General features: G+C 65.8%; 13 protein-coding genes. 4 read left to right on the forward strand and 9 right to left on the reverse strand.

From position 1 onward, the window contains the following. Positions 1-3: 3 nt before the first annotated feature. Complete coding sequence (locus tag CYFUS_RS00975; protein ID WP_232537288.1) at positions 4-747, reverse strand: hypothetical protein; 744 nt, start codon at positions 745-747, stop codon at positions 4-6. A gap of 203 nt (positions 748-950) precedes the next feature. Beyond that, positions 951-1,100 (reverse strand): hypothetical protein, encoded by a 150-nt coding sequence (locus tag CYFUS_RS50215; RefSeq protein WP_157758152.1) that lies wholly within the window; start codon positions 1,098-1,100, stop codon positions 951-953. Between the two features lie 758 nt (positions 1,101-1,858). On the opposite strand from CYFUS_RS50215, the gene CYFUS_RS00980 reads away from it, so the two are divergent. Next, positions 1,859-3,355 carry an RluA family pseudouridine synthase gene (locus CYFUS_RS00980; protein WP_095983498.1) on the forward strand — a complete coding sequence of 499 codons (1,497 nt, stop codon included), beginning with the start codon at positions 1,859-1,861 and terminating at the stop codon, positions 3,353-3,355. A 5-nt stretch (positions 3,356-3,360) separates the two neighbouring features. Here CYFUS_RS00980 and CYFUS_RS00985 read toward each other — a convergent pair whose 3' ends face one another. The 3 genes from CYFUS_RS00985 to CYFUS_RS00995 all read right to left on the reverse strand — a co-directional run bounded on the left by CYFUS_RS00985 (position 3,361) and on the right by CYFUS_RS00995 (position 6,779). Beyond that, complete coding sequence (locus tag CYFUS_RS00985) at positions 3,361-4,695, reverse strand: replication-associated recombination protein A (RefSeq protein WP_095983499.1); 1,335 nt, start codon at positions 4,693-4,695, stop codon at positions 3,361-3,363. 434 nt (positions 4,696-5,129) lie between these two features. Continuing rightward, positions 5,130-5,579, reverse strand: a complete 450-nt coding sequence (locus CYFUS_RS00990; protein WP_095983500.1) for a GFA family protein — start codon at positions 5,577-5,579, stop codon at positions 5,130-5,132. A gap of 201 nt (positions 5,580-5,780) precedes the next feature. Further along, positions 5,781-6,779: a hypothetical protein gene (locus tag CYFUS_RS00995; RefSeq protein ID WP_095983501.1), complete on the reverse strand. Its 999-nt coding sequence runs from the start codon at positions 6,777-6,779 to the stop codon at positions 5,781-5,783. A 285-nt stretch (positions 6,780-7,064) separates the two neighbouring features. Here CYFUS_RS00995 and CYFUS_RS01000 point away from each other — a divergent pair, with 285 nt between their 5' ends. Together CYFUS_RS01000 and CYFUS_RS01005 are read left to right on the forward strand one after the other, a co-directional pair. After that, a complete protein-coding gene (locus tag CYFUS_RS01000) occupies positions 7,065-7,772 on the forward strand; it encodes a DJ-1/PfpI family protein (protein ID WP_095983502.1) in 708 nt (235 codons plus the stop codon). 58 nt (positions 7,773-7,830) lie between these two features. Next, the gene (locus CYFUS_RS01005; protein ID WP_095983503.1) at positions 7,831-8,439 is read left to right on the forward strand and encodes a DUF6891 domain-containing protein; all 609 of its coding nucleotides are present in this window, start codon (positions 7,831-7,833) and stop codon (positions 8,437-8,439) included. Between the two features lie 94 nt (positions 8,440-8,533). Here the strand turns inward: CYFUS_RS01005 and CYFUS_RS01010 are convergent, their stop codons facing one another. Continuing rightward, positions 8,534-10,426, reverse strand: a complete 1,893-nt coding sequence (locus CYFUS_RS01010; protein ID WP_095983504.1) for a glycoside hydrolase family 5 protein — start codon at positions 10,424-10,426, stop codon at positions 8,534-8,536. Positions 10,427-10,628: 202 nt separating this feature from the next. On the opposite strand from CYFUS_RS01010, the gene CYFUS_RS01015 reads away from it, so the two are divergent. Then, positions 10,629-11,624, forward strand: coding sequence for a YopT-type cysteine protease domain-containing protein (locus CYFUS_RS01015; RefSeq protein ID WP_157758154.1), 996 nt, complete (start codon positions 10,629-10,631; stop codon positions 11,622-11,624). 88 nt (positions 11,625-11,712) lie between these two features. Here the strand turns inward: CYFUS_RS01015 and CYFUS_RS01020 are convergent, their stop codons facing one another. From CYFUS_RS01020 to CYFUS_RS01030, 3 genes are all read right to left on the reverse strand, one after another. Further along, positions 11,713-12,516 carry a hypothetical protein gene (locus tag CYFUS_RS01020; protein ID WP_095991727.1) on the reverse strand — a complete coding sequence of 268 codons (804 nt, stop codon included), beginning with the start codon at positions 12,514-12,516 and terminating at the stop codon, positions 11,713-11,715. A 333-nt stretch (positions 12,517-12,849) separates the two neighbouring features. Beyond that, positions 12,850-14,307: an HsdM family class I SAM-dependent methyltransferase gene (locus CYFUS_RS01025; RefSeq protein ID WP_095983506.1), complete on the reverse strand. Its 1,458-nt coding sequence runs from the start codon at positions 14,305-14,307 to the stop codon at positions 12,850-12,852. Beyond that, the gene (locus CYFUS_RS01030) at positions 14,288-14,929 is read right to left on the reverse strand and encodes a restriction endonuclease subunit S (RefSeq protein WP_232537910.1); all 642 of its coding nucleotides are present in this window, start codon (positions 14,927-14,929) and stop codon (positions 14,288-14,290) included. The genes CYFUS_RS01025 and CYFUS_RS01030 overlap by 20 nt, the downstream gene beginning before the upstream one ends. Between the last annotated feature and the right edge of the window lie 4 nt (positions 14,930-14,933).

Genomic DNA, 14,933 nt, shown 5'->3' on the forward strand with positions numbered 1-14,933 from the left:
GCATCACGGTCCGGTCTGAGCGGCCACCTGCGAGGGCTGCGGCAGTGTTGCCAGGAAGGTGACGAAGGCCGAGGCGAGGCGCGCCTGCCCCGCGGCGTTGAGGTGGCCGCCGTCGTCCGAGTATTCGGGCACCATCGCCGGGTAGCGGCGGCCGTTGAGCTCATACGTCTCGGGTGTGCCGTCGGAGCGGGTGGACTCCAGCGCGGCCAGGTCGAACAGTGGCTCCTTGCCGGTGTACGTCTGGCGCAGCAATGCGTTGAAGGCCTCGCGCGTGACGTTCTCTCCCATGCCCCACACAGGGCGGCCCATCAACTCCTTGAGCCACGCCTTGGCGCCACGCTGCACGGTGGTGAGTGGCACGGTGGCGTGCACGAAGGTGACACCCGGGTGGCGTGCCTTCAGCCCGGCCAGGGTGGCGCGGTACTTCTCGAAGAGAGCCTTCGCGTCCGTCGTGCTGTTGAAGTCGATGTAGCAGAACTTGAAGAAGGCCACGTCCGCCCCCTGCGCCATCCCACCGTCCATCAGCTTCTCGAAGTGGGCGATCTTCGTCTCGGGTTGCTCGTTATGGCCCACCATCGTGTGGGCCAGCGTGCCGGGCGCCAGGGGGGTGGAGGGGTCGCTCACCTCCATGATGCGCGGCGCCGGGCCCCCCTGGGTCGACAGCAGCCGTACTCCATCCAGGATGTTACCCCCCACGGACTGGTGCCCGAAGAAGACGCGGCGGCGGGTCAGCTTCTCCAGGCCCACTCGAGTCTCCTCGGAAGTGGTTGGCTCCATCGCGTTCGCCGCAGGGCTGGCCAGGAACAGTACCCCCGGAAGGACCAGGGCACGCACTCGTATGAAAATTGTCCAGCTAGAGTCCATAAGGGCGTTTAAACCCTTTCCGAGCCAAACGTCAAACACCCAACGGTCACTCAATTGCGTTTCTCCTACCAGGAAGTAAGGGATTCCTACGAATTCATGTCGAGCGAAAACATCCAAATATTGGGAGCCTTGGATTTCAGGACGACCGTCAGATAGTCGTTGTCCCAGACGGCGCTCCTGCACTTGGTGGATTGCCGTTCTTCCTTGTCTTCCCGCTCGGGGAAGAGGCGAGCCATTCTCCAAGCTCCAGTGCTCACGGGTGATTCGGGCTGAAATGCATAGGACGAATGGGGGTGGGGTACTGGTGAGGGAATGGGCTGGTGCACAGGGGCGGAGGAGGGTGGCCCCCCTGCTGGGGTCAGGCTCGCATCCACCCTGCGGGCAAGCCCACGGGATGTCTCCCGTTTCAGTGGCTTGCAGCGACTCAGCGCGGGCCGGCGACGTACGCTTCCCCGCACACCACACCCTGGACGCGGCTCTTCCGCCGTGTCCACGAGGGTTCCCCGTTTCGAGAGCCTTCTCATGGACCTGCCAGAGGAAACCGCTAGCCATCTGTTCCGTGGCTTCTCCCAACGTCCGGTCTTCAACAACAATAAGGAGGAGGGCTCGAGGCAAATTATGCAGATGTTTTTTCGTGAGGCGGGGCGAGCGCATCTCGGACTTGTCGGGCGCAAGGCACCGTGATAGGCGCGGAGAGAGGCGGTGTTGAGGGTGGAGGGCTGCTGACGGCGACCCCCGGGCTGTGCGTCAGGCCGGTGGAGAGGCCGCGCAGCCCCCTTCAGGCACACGCCGGCCCATGCAATCCGCGCAGTACCGCAATCCCCGCGCCCAACCTGGCCGTCAACCTGGACAACGCCGACGCCGTCTATAACCGCATCAACGCCAGCATCGACAAGTACATCCAGGAGCGCGGCCGTCGCCTTGGATTGGACAGACTTCGCACGGATGAAGAAGGGAATGAAGGAGGCGGCTCTATGCCAAGATGCCTCGGGGTATGGTGGGCCGTGACGGAACCTTCCGGAGCGGAACGAGCGACGTGTCGGATGACAGCGTGAGCGATGCGGACGTCCCACGGGCCGTGACGTTCTTCGAGGGGCCGCTGGCTCCCGGGGACGTGCCTTCGCGCCTCGCGAGCCCCTTCGACCCGGGACCCCCGGGGCGGCTGGCTCGCCGGTCGGCGGAGGCGCTCCAGCAGCGCCTGCACCAGGAGCGCGCACGGTGGGAGGCACTGTGGCGTCCCGGTGGCGGCAAGATGTTCGGGGTGCTGGTCGTCGCGACACCCGGCGGGCGCATCGGCTCGCTGTGCGCGTTCTCCGGAATGCTGGAGGGCGCCTGGAACGTGGAGGGCTTCGTCCCACCGCTGTTCGACGCAGCCGCGCGCGAGGCGTTCTGGCCGGAGGGGGAGGCCGAGCTTGCGGCGCTGGAGCAGCGTCACGCGCAAGCGCTTCACGAGGCCTCGCGTGAGTCGCGGATGGCGGCCCGGCGGGAGTGCGAGGCACGCCTCGCGGAGATCGCCCACCTTCGCGCGGAGCGGTCCCGGGAGCTATGGCGGCGGATGGCCCACTGCTACGTGATTTCCAACGCGCGCGGAGAGCGCCTGTCGCTGGCCGCGCTGTTCGCGCCCCAGCCACCCCCCGGAGGTGCTGGGGACTGCGCCGCGCCCAAGCTGCTGGCGTTCGCCTATCGCCATCACCTGAAGCCCCTGGCGCTCGCCGAGTTCTGGTGGGGTGCGTCTCCGCTCAAGGGGGCCCGGCAGTCCGGCGCGTACTACCCGGCGTGTGACGGCAAATGCGGCAAGGTCCTGCCGTACATGCTCGAAGGGCTTCCGGTGGAGCCCGGGCCCCCGCGGCCGGTGGCCATCCTCGAGGACCCACGAGTCCTTCACGAGGATCCGTGGCTGCTCGTCATCGACAAACCCCACGGACTGCCTTGTGTGCCCGGTCGTCACTCGCCCGCACGGGACTCGGTGCTCGTCCGGCTCCAGCGGCGGTTTCCGGAGCTCTCCCGTTCCTTCTTCGTCCATCCGCTGGAGCCGGAGTCCTCTGGCCTCGTGTTGCTCGCGCGGGACTCCGCCACGCAGGCGTCCCTCCAGCGTCAATTCGCGCGCCGCGAGGCCGAGCATCGTCACGTGGCCTGGGTGGACGGCCGCCTCGGGGGTGAGCACGGGAGCGTCGAGCTTGCCCTTCGCGGTACCTCCACGGGCTCGCTGGAGGTGCTCGCCGATGGACTGCACGGCAAGCGGGCCGTCACGGAATGGCGCGTCTGCGGAGCGAGCGATGCCCGCACGCGCGTGGTCCTCTGGCCCCGGACCTGGCATCCGCTTCAGCTGCGCATTCACACCGCGCATCCGCTCGGCCTGGGCGTACCCCTCGTCGGGGACGTCCGCTTCGGCCGCGAGGACACGCGGCTGATGCTTCACGCCGAGGGGCTGGGCTTCACCCACCCTCGCACGGGCGTGCGGCTCGATCTCGACGCTCCCGCTCCATTCTAGCGTTGTCATTCACCCCGGGACGCCTTGTCCTCGCGCCACCAGTGGCTCATCCGCTCGTGGATCTCCGCCTCGTGGCCTTCCTTGCTCGGCCGGTAGAAGACGGAGCGCTCGAGGGGCTCGGGGAGATACGTCTGCCCGGGCACGTAGTGGTCCTTGTGGTTCCAGGGCGCCTCGTAGCCCTTCTTGTAGCCCAGCTCCTTCATGAGCTCGGTGGGGGCGTTGCGCAGGTGGAGCGGCGGGGCCGCGTTGGGGTGGGCCTCCACGGCCGCCAGCGCCGCGTCCATCGCCTGATAGCCCCGGTTGCTCTTCTTCGCCGTGGCCAGCAAGAGGGTCGCCTGGGCCACGAAGATGCGCCCCTCGGGCATGCCCACGGAGTGGAAGCCCTCCTCGCACGCGCGCACGATGCCGATGGCCTCGGGCATGGCCAGCCCCACGTCCTCCACGGCGATGACCTTGAGCCGGCGCCACAGCGCCACGTGGTCGCCCGTCTGCAGCAGCCGCGCCGCCCAGAAGATGGCCCCCTGGGGGTTGGAGCCCCGGCACGACTTCTGGAGGGCGCTCAAGAGCTCGAAGTGCTCGTCCCCGTCCTTGTTGTGCCGTGCGAGCCGTGTCCCGGTGGCCTGGAGGGCCGTCTCGCGCGAAATCTCCGCGCCGTCGGCGGTGAGCTGGGCCGCGAGCTCCAGCCCGCCCAGCGCCTTGCGCACGTCCCCTCCGCTCCCCTCCACCAGGACGGAGAGCGCCTCGTCACTCACGCTCAGATGCCGGGCACCGAGCCCCCGCTTCTCATCGGAGAGTGCCCGCAGGAGCGCGGTCCGGAGGTCCGCGGGGGTGAGCTCGCGCAGCAGGAAGACACGGCACCGGCTGACGAGCGCGGGCCTCACCTCGAAGCCGATGTTCTCCGTCGTCGCCCCGAGCAGGATGAGGAGACCGCTCTCCACGTGGGGCAGGGCCTGTTCCTGGACGTTCTTGGCCCAGCGGTGGATCTCATCCACGAAGACGACGGTGCGCCGGTGGTACTGGTTGCGCAGGCGCTCGGCCTCGGCCACCACCTCGCGGATGCGGGGGATGCCATCGGAGACGGCCGAGAGGATGACGAACTCCGCGTCGACGCTGGCCGCCAGCATGCGCGCGAGCGTGGTCTTCCCCACGCCCGGAGGCCCTCCGAAGAGGCAGGAGACGATGGCCTTGCGTTCGATGAGCTGGCGCAGGGGCGCGCCAGGGCCGAGCAGGTGCGACTGCCCGATGAACTCCTCGGGGGTGCGTGGACGCATGCGCTCGGCCAGCGGCGCGAAGCGGTTCACATCGACGGAAGCGGCGAACAGGTCGGGACCAGCGGGCATCGGGAGGCGGCAGCCTAACAAACGTGAACCCGGAGCCCGCCGGGAATCAACGGTGGGCGTCGTGAGGGGCTCGCCTCAGCTGGCCCGGCGCAAGGGCAAATCCCGCACCGTCCGGCCACAGCAGGCACCTCGGCATCGGGAGTGAAGCCAAACACCGAGTGGATTCCAATGGTGTCCACGATGGCGAAGCCCGGACACACGAGGATTCCCACCTGAAGCTTCTTCGTCTGTTGCGACATCTGGGGACCATGGCTTTCAGCGAACGAGCGGAGCCTTCCCGTGCATCGGGGGCACGTGTTCGATGTCTGCCATTATGAAGAACGCGCCCCAGCTGACGAGTGGCCAGAAGGCCATCTTTCGATGACTTCTGGCCACCACGGTGACGCGACACCCCCAGGCTGCGTGGCCTTCATGTCGCACCCTCCGTCACGGAGCTACGCGCGGGCGTGCGCCGTGGGGGAGAACGGGCTCAGGTAGGGCGCCACGGCGAGTTCCGCCCAGGTGTCGTGGAGCCCATCGAGGTAGCGCACCGGGACGCCCGAGAGATCCGCGCCATCCAGGCAGTTGAGGTTCACCGAGTAGAACGCGCCGCCCAGCTCCGGGATATCCCCGTGCCCGAAGACGCGGATGCCGCACACTCCGCAGAAGAGGGCATGCAGGGCCTCATGGCGCGAGAAGTCGCGCAGCACCTCCTGGCCGGCGACGAGGCGGAAGGCCTCCGGCTTCATGTGCACGCCCCACCAGGCCGTCTTGGTGCAGATGGTGCAGTTGCACCGGGTCGTCCCGGCGCTCGGATTGAAGTCGGCCTCGAAGCGCACGGCGCCACACTGGCAACTGCCCCGGTACGTCCGGACACCGGTGGAAGGGGAGGAAGCGGTCGTCATGGTGGGTCTCCTGGAGAGGGGGCGCGGCGCTTTCGGGCTCGCCCCGGTGACCAGGAGAAGGTAGGAAGCCTCGCGGACAGATTCGGTCCGCGATGTGAGGAGCCGTCCCATGAGCCAGACCTCCGCCCGGCTGCTCGAGGTGCTGTCTCTGTTGCATGCCTCGGCGCGGACGGTCTCCGAGCGAGCGGGACGGCGCCCGGGTCAGGCGTCCGGGATGTTGAGGCCGTTGTTTCTGTAGTCCGTGATCTGACTGTTCATCTGCCAGGTGATGTTGGTCTGCAGGTCAGGGGCGACGTCGGCTTGCGCCAGCGTTGCCAGGCGGAGGTTGACCCGCCCAACCCCGGCGCCGCCCGCGTTCGGGCTGATCCCCCAGGTAACCTCGGGATCGGGGATCAGCATGCGACAAGCGGCAGCCGTATTCGTATTGTTGATCAGGTTGTGCATGGCCTGGCGGCAATCGGCGATCGAGCGGACCGTTCGTCCCCAGCCCTTGTCGAGCGAGTAGGCATAATTGAATCCCATCTCCTCGACGTTCATGTTCGACCACACCTGGACGTTGCGCAGGTTCGCCGCGCCTCCCCCTGTACGCTCGAAGACCCAGGCGTGACAGCCCAGACGCACGTAGCAGTACATCCAATTCGTGTTGAGTGTATTCGTGATGTGTGTGCGCGCCACGTCGCGGGTGAGCTGGGTATTGTCGACGTGCTGGGTCCAGAGTGTCTCATCGCGGTTGCGGGCGAGCAGGGTCAGCAGCATCGACGCCCAGCCGCCGCAGGAGTTCGCGTACATGTCCCGGGCGCCAATCCATGCATTCCATTTGGGGAGGGTGACGGCGGGCAGGAGTCCTGGCAGCTCGCTCTGGATGCCTATGTAGGTGTGCACCATGATCCGCTCGACGTCCCAATGATCGTGCGCCTTGGCGTGGGCCATGGCGACCCGCATCAGCGCGTGGCCGAACTTGCCGAAGTGACCCTCCGTCAACAGGGCCGCGAGCAGCCTGCGCACCCGCTCGTCCCGCCTCTGGGCCTGCATGTGGTCGCCCTTGGCCATCGTGCTGCCGATACTCAACTGGTTCGAGAGCGTGTTCTTCTCATTGTTGCTCAAGCCGTTGTAGACGCTCTCGATGGCTTGCCTGAAATGAGGTGACATCGTCTCCGACAGCCTGTCGAACGTGTCACTGACTCTTCCGAACATGGGCATGGGTTTTTCCTCATGCGAGCCACGGCCTTTCGAGGCGCTCGCCCGTGAGACGCTAGTTCAAGGGCGCATGTGCCTGTCAAGTTGGTCCTTGTTCGACAGGCTCGTGCGTATTCGTGGGGACGCTGGACGGCAACGAGTTGCAAAGGACTTGTATCTGGGCTTCGACGACAGGCCTCGCTCCGTCTGCGCTCGCGTCATGGCGGAAAACGAGGGAACTATGTCCTTTCGGGCATGAGCCTGTCGGGAGACAGTAGTGCCATCAAAACGAACACGAGGAGTCCTTCCATGGCGGCGAATCTCGACATTGTCTTTCTTCTCTACCCGGGCGTGTCCTATCTGGACTTCATGGGGCCGCAGGCGGTGTTCGGCCTGCTGCCGGGCGCGCGGCAGATCTTCGCCTCCGTGGGCGCACAGCCCATCCGCGAGGGCGCCCTGACGCTCCAACCCCTGACGCGGCTGGAGGACGTGGCGCGGTGTGACGTGTTGTGTGTGCCGGGCGGGCCCATCGGGCGGGCGGTGGAGGATCCGGTCTTCATGGAGGGGGTGCGCCGGCTGGCGTCCACGGCGCGGTTCGTCACCTCGGTGTGCACGGGCTCGCTCATCCTGGGCGCGGCGGGGCTGCTGGAGGGCCGGCGGGCGGCATGCCACTGGGCGGCGCGCGAGCAGCTGAAGCTCTTCGGGGCCATTCCAGACGCGGGGCGCGTGGTGCGGGATGGGCACATCCTGACGGGCGGCGGTGTCACGGCGGGCATCGACTTCGGTCTGACGCTCGCGGCGGAGCTGGCGGGCCCGGTGGTGGCCCAGGCCATCCAGCTCCTGCTCGAGTACGCCCCCGCGCCTCCGTTCAACGCCGGGCGTCCCGAGACGGCGCCCGGGGAGGCCCTGGCGCGGATGTCCACGCTCACGCCGGGGGGGGACATTGTTTTCGACCCGGCGGAGGAGGAGGCCATCGTGCGGCGCGCGGGCGAGGCCCTCCGCGCGAGCCGGGCCTGATTTCCCGCCGAAGGATCTCAGGGGTTTCGGCCAGGCCTCTTCAGTAGAGTACCCGCGCATGAGCGACGATGATTCCCGCAAGCACCTGCTCGCCCGCGTCGAGTGCCTGGTGCGCGGCGGCTTCGAGGGCGAAGAGGAACTGGTCGAGGAGTTCGAGCAGTGGGTGGAGGACGAGCTGGGCGAGTCCGACAGCGCGCTGGTGGAGACGCTGGAGGCGCACGCCCGGAAGCTCTTCCAGGAGCAGCGCGTCCGGGAGGCGGGCTGGAGCGAGCCGACGCTGAACGACGCCATCGCCAGCGCCTTCGAGGAGCTGAACGGGCGCGGCATCGTCGCGATGGAGGACGCGGGCTATACGATGTCCGAGGGCTGGTCCGAGGTGAATGAGGTCGCCAGCAGCCAGGACCCGCTGCCTCGCGGAGCGGTCTTCTACCATGGCCAGGACCTGGAGCGAGGCGTCGCGGGCGAGGGGCTGCTGCTGGCCTTCGGCGCCTACGAGGATGACGACGCGAAGCACGAGGCCGCGAGCCTCGCCATCGGCCGAGAGGCATGCGAGGTGCTCGGACGCCACGGGGTGAGGACGGAGTGGAACGGCTCCGTCGGGGAGCGCATCCAGATTCCTCCCTTCGAGTGGCGCAAGCGCCAGTGGACCCAGGTGGCCCGCTCCTGACCCCTTGGTGTGGAAGTCGGACCACGGGTCCGCTACCCAGTCCCCGGTTGGGAGCCGTGGCTCGAGGAGGGACCGGGCGCGGACCCGAGCGCTCTCAGTTGGAGCAGAGCACCACCGACGCGTAGTCCGAGAGCCAGCTCCGGCGATGCGCCACCCCGATGATGTATTGGTTGTCGGCGCACTGTCCCTTGTGCTTGCCCACGCTCCAGTCGCCTCCCGAGAGCGATGCGCGCTGGTCTCCTCCCCAGAAGTCCTTCGCCGACCTGCCGTTGAGAGGAATTCCACCGGTGTTCTGCTCGCAGAGCAGGCCCGCCAGCTCGATGGTGAACGGGTTCGCCGTGGAGATGCCCACCGCGTAGGAGCCCGTGGGGCACTCGAACTTGATGCTCTGGTTGGCCCAGTCACCCGGGTAGCGCAGCGGTGAGACCTCCTGGGTGACCGTGTGGTAGCTGCCCGTGCCCTGCTGCGCGGGAACCGCTCCCGCGTTGGTGCAGAGGATGGAGAAGTTCTCGCTCACCCCCACCACGCGATAGCCTCGCGGACAGCTGAGCTTCGCCTTGCCCGAGTGCCAGTCGAAATCCAGCGAGTTGTTGTCCACGTAGTAGGTGGAGTCGCCGTCCTTCGTGAGGACGGCCATCGACAGGAAGCGCGTCGCATCCACGGCGCCCGTCCGCCCGTCCGCCCCGAGCAGTCGGCCCAAGGGACCCGTCCCGAGCCGCCAGTCCCCGTTGCGCACGCCGTTCCAGTCCGGATAGCTCCACAGGCCGTAGGTCTCGTCCTCCCCCTGCACCGTGTTCTGGATCTTCGCCGCGTTGAAGGCCCAGTAGGCCCAGTCGACGTCCTTGTCGATCAGGTAGTCCGCGAGGTTGCTGAACCACGCCCGGGTGTTGGCCGCCTGGTCGTTGTAGCCGACGCCGAACTCGCTCATCCAGACCGGCGCGGTGTACGCCTGATTCGCCTCGAGCACGAAGCCCCACTCCTGGTCCATCGTGCCGTGGAGCGTGGACCTGTCCATGTCGCTGTACTTCGGGCCGCTGCCCAGCGAGCCTCCCGACTGATTCGGCCCGGTGTAGCCATAGTTGTGCACGGCGTAGACGAGCTTGTCTCCGCGCAACAGGGCGACGGGCCGCTGCCTCACGGGCTTGAGCTGCGGGCGCGAGCCGTCCAGGAGTCCCCACCAGTTGACCGCCTCGACGACGATGAGCAGGTCCGGGTTCGTGCGCAGCAGCAGGTTGCCCATCGTCTGGGCCGCCATGTGCCAGTCATGCTGGTTGCGCATCCCCCAGTTGGGGCTGTCCAGTCCGTCCGGACGCACCTCGTTGCGCAGGTCGGCCCCGGCCACCCACTTGTTGCCCTGGTAGCGCGTCGCCAGCATCACCCAGTCGTCCTGCCACCGCTGCAGGGCCTGGCTGCTGTCCCAGAAGCCATTGCCATCCCAGCCGCAGCACCACATGGACTTCGTCGTGTGGTTGTTGAGGATGACCACCAGTCCCTGCCGCGTCAGCTCCGCCACGACGGCGTCGTAGACCTCGAGCGCCGTCTTGTTCAGCAGCTCCGGGTTCTTCGCGGGGTCGATACACGTGACGCCGTGCTTCTCCAGACACCGCTGCGCCGCGGGCTTGTTGTCGTCCGGGTGCAGCATGTTGTTGGAGAATGGCAGCCGGACGGAGTTGAAGCCCAGCGCCTTCATTCCCGTGACGAGGTCCGACAGCTTCTGCTTGTCCAGGCCTCCCACCACCTCGAGCTGATCACTCGCGCCGAACCAGTTGACGGACTTCAGCTTGAAGCGCTCGCCGCAGCGATCGACGACGTACCGGCCCCGGGTGCTCAGCGGGACGCGCGGGTTGCACGGCGCCGCGGCCAGCCCGGCGCTTCCGGGGCCTTCGCGGTGGCCTGGCTCGGCGCCGGCCATTCCGGGCCGGGCCAGGGCGGCTGTGCCGCACAGGTGGAACGCCGCCAACATCAACAGCAGAGGACTGTTCTTCATCGGGAACGGCTCCTGGTGGGAGGGGAGCCCGGGAGTGAAATCCCGAATACCCCGAGAGTCCAGCCAGAACGTCCGGTTGGTCGCCCACCAGGGAAGCGCGGAAGGGGCGTTCGACCCCTCGGATTTGGAGCCCGACCGAGCTTCTAGACCTCGGATTTTTCTGGTATTCTGGGATATCTCAGTTTGCGTTCCGGAGGAACAGATGCCTGTCAACAGAAGTGGCTCGACCCCCAAGCCCCTCACCCCCGCGACTCCGAGCACCCCGAACAAGGTGGCAACGAGCGCTCCGGCGACTCCGAGCACCCCGACCCCGCCGGCTCCTGGGTCGAAGGCCACCAGCCCCAGTTGGAGTCAGGCTCCAGATGGGTTCGGCCAGTCTCCCAGCCGCGGTTTCCCGCAGGTCCAGGGCCAGAAGTCTCCGCCGCTGCCGTCCATGCAACTGGGGGCCAAGGCCAAGCCCCTGGCCACCGGGTTGAACCAGAACAGCTCCCTTCGGCCCAACTCGGCCAACCAGGCGCTCGCGCAACAACACGGTGGGGTCATCACCGCGTGGGTCGAGCAGGGAAGCAATCCTGTCGTCCAGAAGTCCTCTGAGCACGGCGGCATTTGCAGCGTCATGGTCGAGGACTGGTGCCGCCAGGGATTGAAAGGCCCCGGGGAGGAGCAGCAGTTCCGCAACAAGTTGAACTCGAACGACTACGCCTCCTTCGTCCAGGACCAGCGCAACGCCAGCTTCATTCAGCAACAGATGGTCAAGAACGAGCAGTTCATCGTCGCGAACCAAAACACCACGCTGAGTGGCTCGGCGGTCGGCCTGTACAACACGAACCAGACCTACGATCGGAACAACAACGTTCCCGGACTCACCAGCACTGCAACGGTGCCGCCTCGTCCGCTGACGGATCACGCGAGCTTCGCCGGAGAGCTGAAGCAGCAGCTGAACAACAATCAGCCCGCGGATGGCCAAGCAGCCTTCTACAAGATGGGCCTGTCGAACGGGTCGGGGGGCCACGCGGTGGGTATCAAGACGGAGAACATGGGGGGACAGCTGCGCCACTCGGTGCTCGATCCCAACACTGGCGAGTTCACGAGAATCCCCGACAACCAATTCACCCCGTTCATGAACAAGTACATGGACCAGAATTACGGTAAGGATTACAAGGGCGGGACGTGGGAGTTGCTCAACCTGAGATCCTAGCGGGTGGAGGGTGTCCGGGTGGAGGGTGTCAAAGACTTCGTTTCGGTATCGCTTCCCCTACGAGTCGTCTGACACCTTATCCGGGATGCTAATGGCGTCCCAACGCCCTGTCCCAGGCCGCCAACTGCATGGTCACCGTGTATTTGTAGGCGCTGGAGACATCCTCGAAGTCTCTCGGGGAAAGCGCGCAGAGGTGCTCGCGAAGGAAGCCCAGGTCGCTGAGTTCCTCGCGGTGCTTGAATTCGGTGTCCACCTCGACCAAGACAGGAATCACCCGGAGCACGGCCTCCATGCAATCCTCCTGGGTCGCGCGAGACATGTGCTCCACGGTCAGCGTCAGGTGCTCGCGCACCGAGGCGGAGCCTCCGGGGCACCACGCCTCCAGCGTCATACCGTAGATGTCCCTCACCAACTCATCCAGCGTGTACTTTCGATCGAACCAGAACGCGTAGCGCGGGCCCTGGAGGACGTCCCAGAAGCGCAGCAGCGCGGCGAAACGCTTCGCCATTCGTTCCGCGCTCCGTGGCGGGGGAGGGGACACGGCAAGGTGGAGTGCCCCCCATGGGGTGCTCAGGCAGAAGGACTCGAAGGACTCCTCCATTCGCTGGCGCTCCTCTTTCGGGACGCCGTCATTCAAGCTCATGAAGATGTCGTCGAACAGGTGCACCCGCCAGCGGGGGTGGGGGGTGATGTCGAACTCGGCTCCCGAGTGCATGATCAGCACCTCGCCGGGTGGCACCTGGAGCATCCGCCGGGGCTGGGTGAAGGCACCCCTCTTGAGGTACTCCCGGGCCCACCTGCGGCCCTCGGCTCTCACCGCGCGGAGGATGGCGCCTATAGGACCGTGGAGCATCGCTGGAAACTCGAGCACTGGGGATTGGGACACGGTCATGGCCATGGCCCTACCATGGCGGTCACGTACGCCTCAAGCACCAGGCTCCTTTCGATGGCATCAGACACCTGCCGCCCGCTCAATGGCAGTCCACGGGCAGGTAGACCTGTCCTTGGAAGCCGCTGGGGAGTTCACCCCCTTCATAGGCAGCCCGGAGCGCTTGCTCGGCCATTTCACCGCGCTGTTCTGCTTCTTTCCCTCGCGGAAGGTGTCAAAGAATTCGTTTCGGTGCCGCATCCCCTACGAGTCGTCTGACACTTTATGCCGGATGGAGGAGGGCAGGCCGTGGGGGAACTGCGGCTCGGACAAGTGCGGTACTTCATCAGGAGACATTCACGACTCGGGAAGGTAGGTGCGCCTGACACGCTGCAACAGGGCATCCATACGGCGTGCGGCTTCGTCCCTCCTGTGCTCGGCAGCGGAAATGGCTGCTATCTGCTCATCGGGATCTATCCATACCCGGGTACTCTTCTGTCTCACGTATCGAGCAATGTTCAGGTTCCATTCATTGCTTCGAATCTCGTCGAGTCGGACGGCACGCGCGAATCCTTCACGATCTTCGAATGACTGAAAGGAAGCAACAACCTCTTCGATGTCTTGCTGCCGCAGGTGACGCTGCCGCCCCTTGACGATGCCTCCCTGTGAGGCATCCACAAACAAGACCCTGTTCCGTCGCTCGGCGGTCTTGCCGCGCCGGAGCATGAGCACGATGGGCGGAGTCGCCGTACCATAGAGGATGTTGCCAGGTAGGCCGATGACTGCTTCCACGTGGTCCGCCTCCAACAAGGCGCGCCGCACGAGTTGCTCGTTTCCTCCTCGAAAAAGAACCCCCTGGGTACTCAGTACGGCAGCCACTCCCCCTTCATCCAATACAGCCATGCAGTGCTGGATGAATGCATAGCTGGCGTTGTTCTTGGGCGGGATGGGCTCGAACCGGTGAAAGCGATCCTCCTTCGCTTGGTCCGCCCCCCACATCTCCAAATTGAAAGGAGGATCGGAGATCACCCTGTTGTATTTCAGCAGATGTGCTCCCTCCACCAGCTTTGGCTCACGAAGTACGTCTCCCAGTTCGATGCGAGCATCGAACAGTCCGTGCAACAGCATGTTCATGCGGCACAGGGCCCACGCCTCTAGGTTCTTCTCCTGGCCATGCAACTCGAGTGTGCCAGGGAGCGCGGATGGAGCCGTAGTGCGCGCGGCATGCTCCGCACACGCGACGAGAGCGCCGCCCGTACCGCACGATTGGTCACAAACGCGCATTCCAGCCCGAGGGTTCAGCAAACTGACCAACAACCGCGTGATGGATTGGGGCGTGCTGTGCGTGCCCCCCGACAAGTGGTCGACCTCTGCGGCTTTGATGAGCAGCGAACCACTGACCTCACCCAAGAGATCCATCGGTAGGTGCTCGCCTCCAAGAGAGGGGAGCATTGAAACTCTTGTGATCAACGCTTCCAGCACTTGGTTTCGCTGTTCGGGCCCACCGAGCGCCGCGCTATCGAAATCAAGACTCGTGAGAACATTCCGGAGCGAGGGGTTCGAATCCTCCAAGACGTGGCAAGCGGTGTTCAGTGCCCTCCCCAGCGCCTGAGCTTTCTTCTGAAGAAGAGTCCAGCACGCGGACGGAGGCACGGAAAACGGAATACGCTTTTCCTCCGCACCATCGGACAAGAACTTCAGTGTCATGAGCCTGTGGATGTAGCTCGGGTATTGTGAAGAGGAAACAGAGGCGCGCAACACTCCCACCGCCTCCCAGAGTACTGCCAACACGTCCTCAGTCGTGCTCGCCAGCATAAGTCACCTCGTGGCCCGATGAAGGAGAGAGGACATCCAGGACCAGCCTTTGCGTCAGGCTCCGCCGCAGTTCCGCAGCCTGGATCGCACTCTGGAAATGCTCCGCCTCCGCCTCCATCAGCGCGACGAGTTCCATCTGCACTGGCATGGGCGGAACGGGAACGGGCAGGTCTTCCAGATCCTTTGCCGTGAGTTGCATGAGTCCCGTGGAGGAGCGTGAACGCAGGTGGAGCCTTTCCTGCCACTCAGGGCCACGCAACAGTGCCAGCAGGATGGCCGGATGTATCTGGTCACTGGACCTCACCACGATGAGGTTGGAGCTGGCGAGGAGGGATGCCGTTTCCTTCGGCACGCGTGCCGCCTTCAGCAGGGTGCCCCGACACGCCACCAGCAAGTCATCTACCTTGGTACGGAACCGGTCGAGCCGCTCGGGACGCAGCGGCACGGACTTCAACTCCTGCCGGGACACAAGACGCCCTGCCTCGATGTCCCCTACGCTCAGGACGGGTTCCTCGATGAAGGGCTCCCGCTCTTTTGGTTGATAGCGGGAAACGGGAAGCCCGACAAAGAGCGTTTCCACGAGCGAGCCAAGTGGATGCACCGGCCACCGGGAGGAGTTCATCTCC

Origin of the sequence: Cystobacter fuscus (assembly GCF_002305875.1) — a bacterium.
GTDB lineage: Bacteria > Myxococcota > Myxococcia > Myxococcales > Myxococcaceae > Cystobacter > Cystobacter fuscus_A.

Excerpts from the sequence above, each read along its gene's own strand:
- CYFUS_RS50215 (WP_157758152.1), bottom strand. The coding sequence starts at position 1,100 with ATGGCTCGCCTCTTCCCCGAGCGGGAAGACAAGGAAGAACGGCAATCC.
- CYFUS_RS00980 (WP_095983498.1), top strand. The coding sequence starts at position 1,859 with ATGGTGGGCCGTGACGGAACCTTCCGGAGCGGAACGAGCGACGTGTCG.
- CYFUS_RS00985 (WP_095983499.1), bottom strand. The coding sequence starts at position 4,695 with ATGCCCGCTGGTCCCGACCTGTTCGCCGCTTCCGTCGATGTGAACCGC.
- CYFUS_RS00990 (WP_095983500.1), bottom strand. The coding sequence starts at position 5,579 with ATGACGACCGCTTCCTCCCCTTCCACCGGTGTCCGGACGTACCGGGGC.
- CYFUS_RS00995 (WP_095983501.1), bottom strand. The coding sequence starts at position 6,779 with ATGCCCATGTTCGGAAGAGTCAGTGACACGTTCGACAGGCTGTCGGAG.
- CYFUS_RS01000 (WP_095983502.1), top strand. The coding sequence starts at position 7,065 with ATGGCGGCGAATCTCGACATTGTCTTTCTTCTCTACCCGGGCGTGTCC.
- CYFUS_RS01005 (WP_095983503.1), top strand. The coding sequence starts at position 7,831 with ATGAGCGACGATGATTCCCGCAAGCACCTGCTCGCCCGCGTCGAGTGC.
- CYFUS_RS01010 (WP_095983504.1), bottom strand. The coding sequence starts at position 10,426 with ATGAAGAACAGTCCTCTGCTGTTGATGTTGGCGGCGTTCCACCTGTGC.
- CYFUS_RS01015 (WP_157758154.1), top strand. The coding sequence starts at position 10,629 with ATGCCTGTCAACAGAAGTGGCTCGACCCCCAAGCCCCTCACCCCCGCG.
- CYFUS_RS01020 (WP_095991727.1), bottom strand. The coding sequence starts at position 12,516 with ATGACCGTGTCCCAATCCCCAGTGCTCGAGTTTCCAGCGATGCTCCAC.
- CYFUS_RS01025 (WP_095983506.1), bottom strand. The coding sequence starts at position 14,307 with ATGCTGGCGAGCACGACTGAGGACGTGTTGGCAGTACTCTGGGAGGCG.
- CYFUS_RS01030 (WP_232537910.1), bottom strand. The coding sequence starts at position 14,929 with ATGAACTCCTCCCGGTGGCCGGTGCATCCACTTGGCTCGCTCGTGGAA.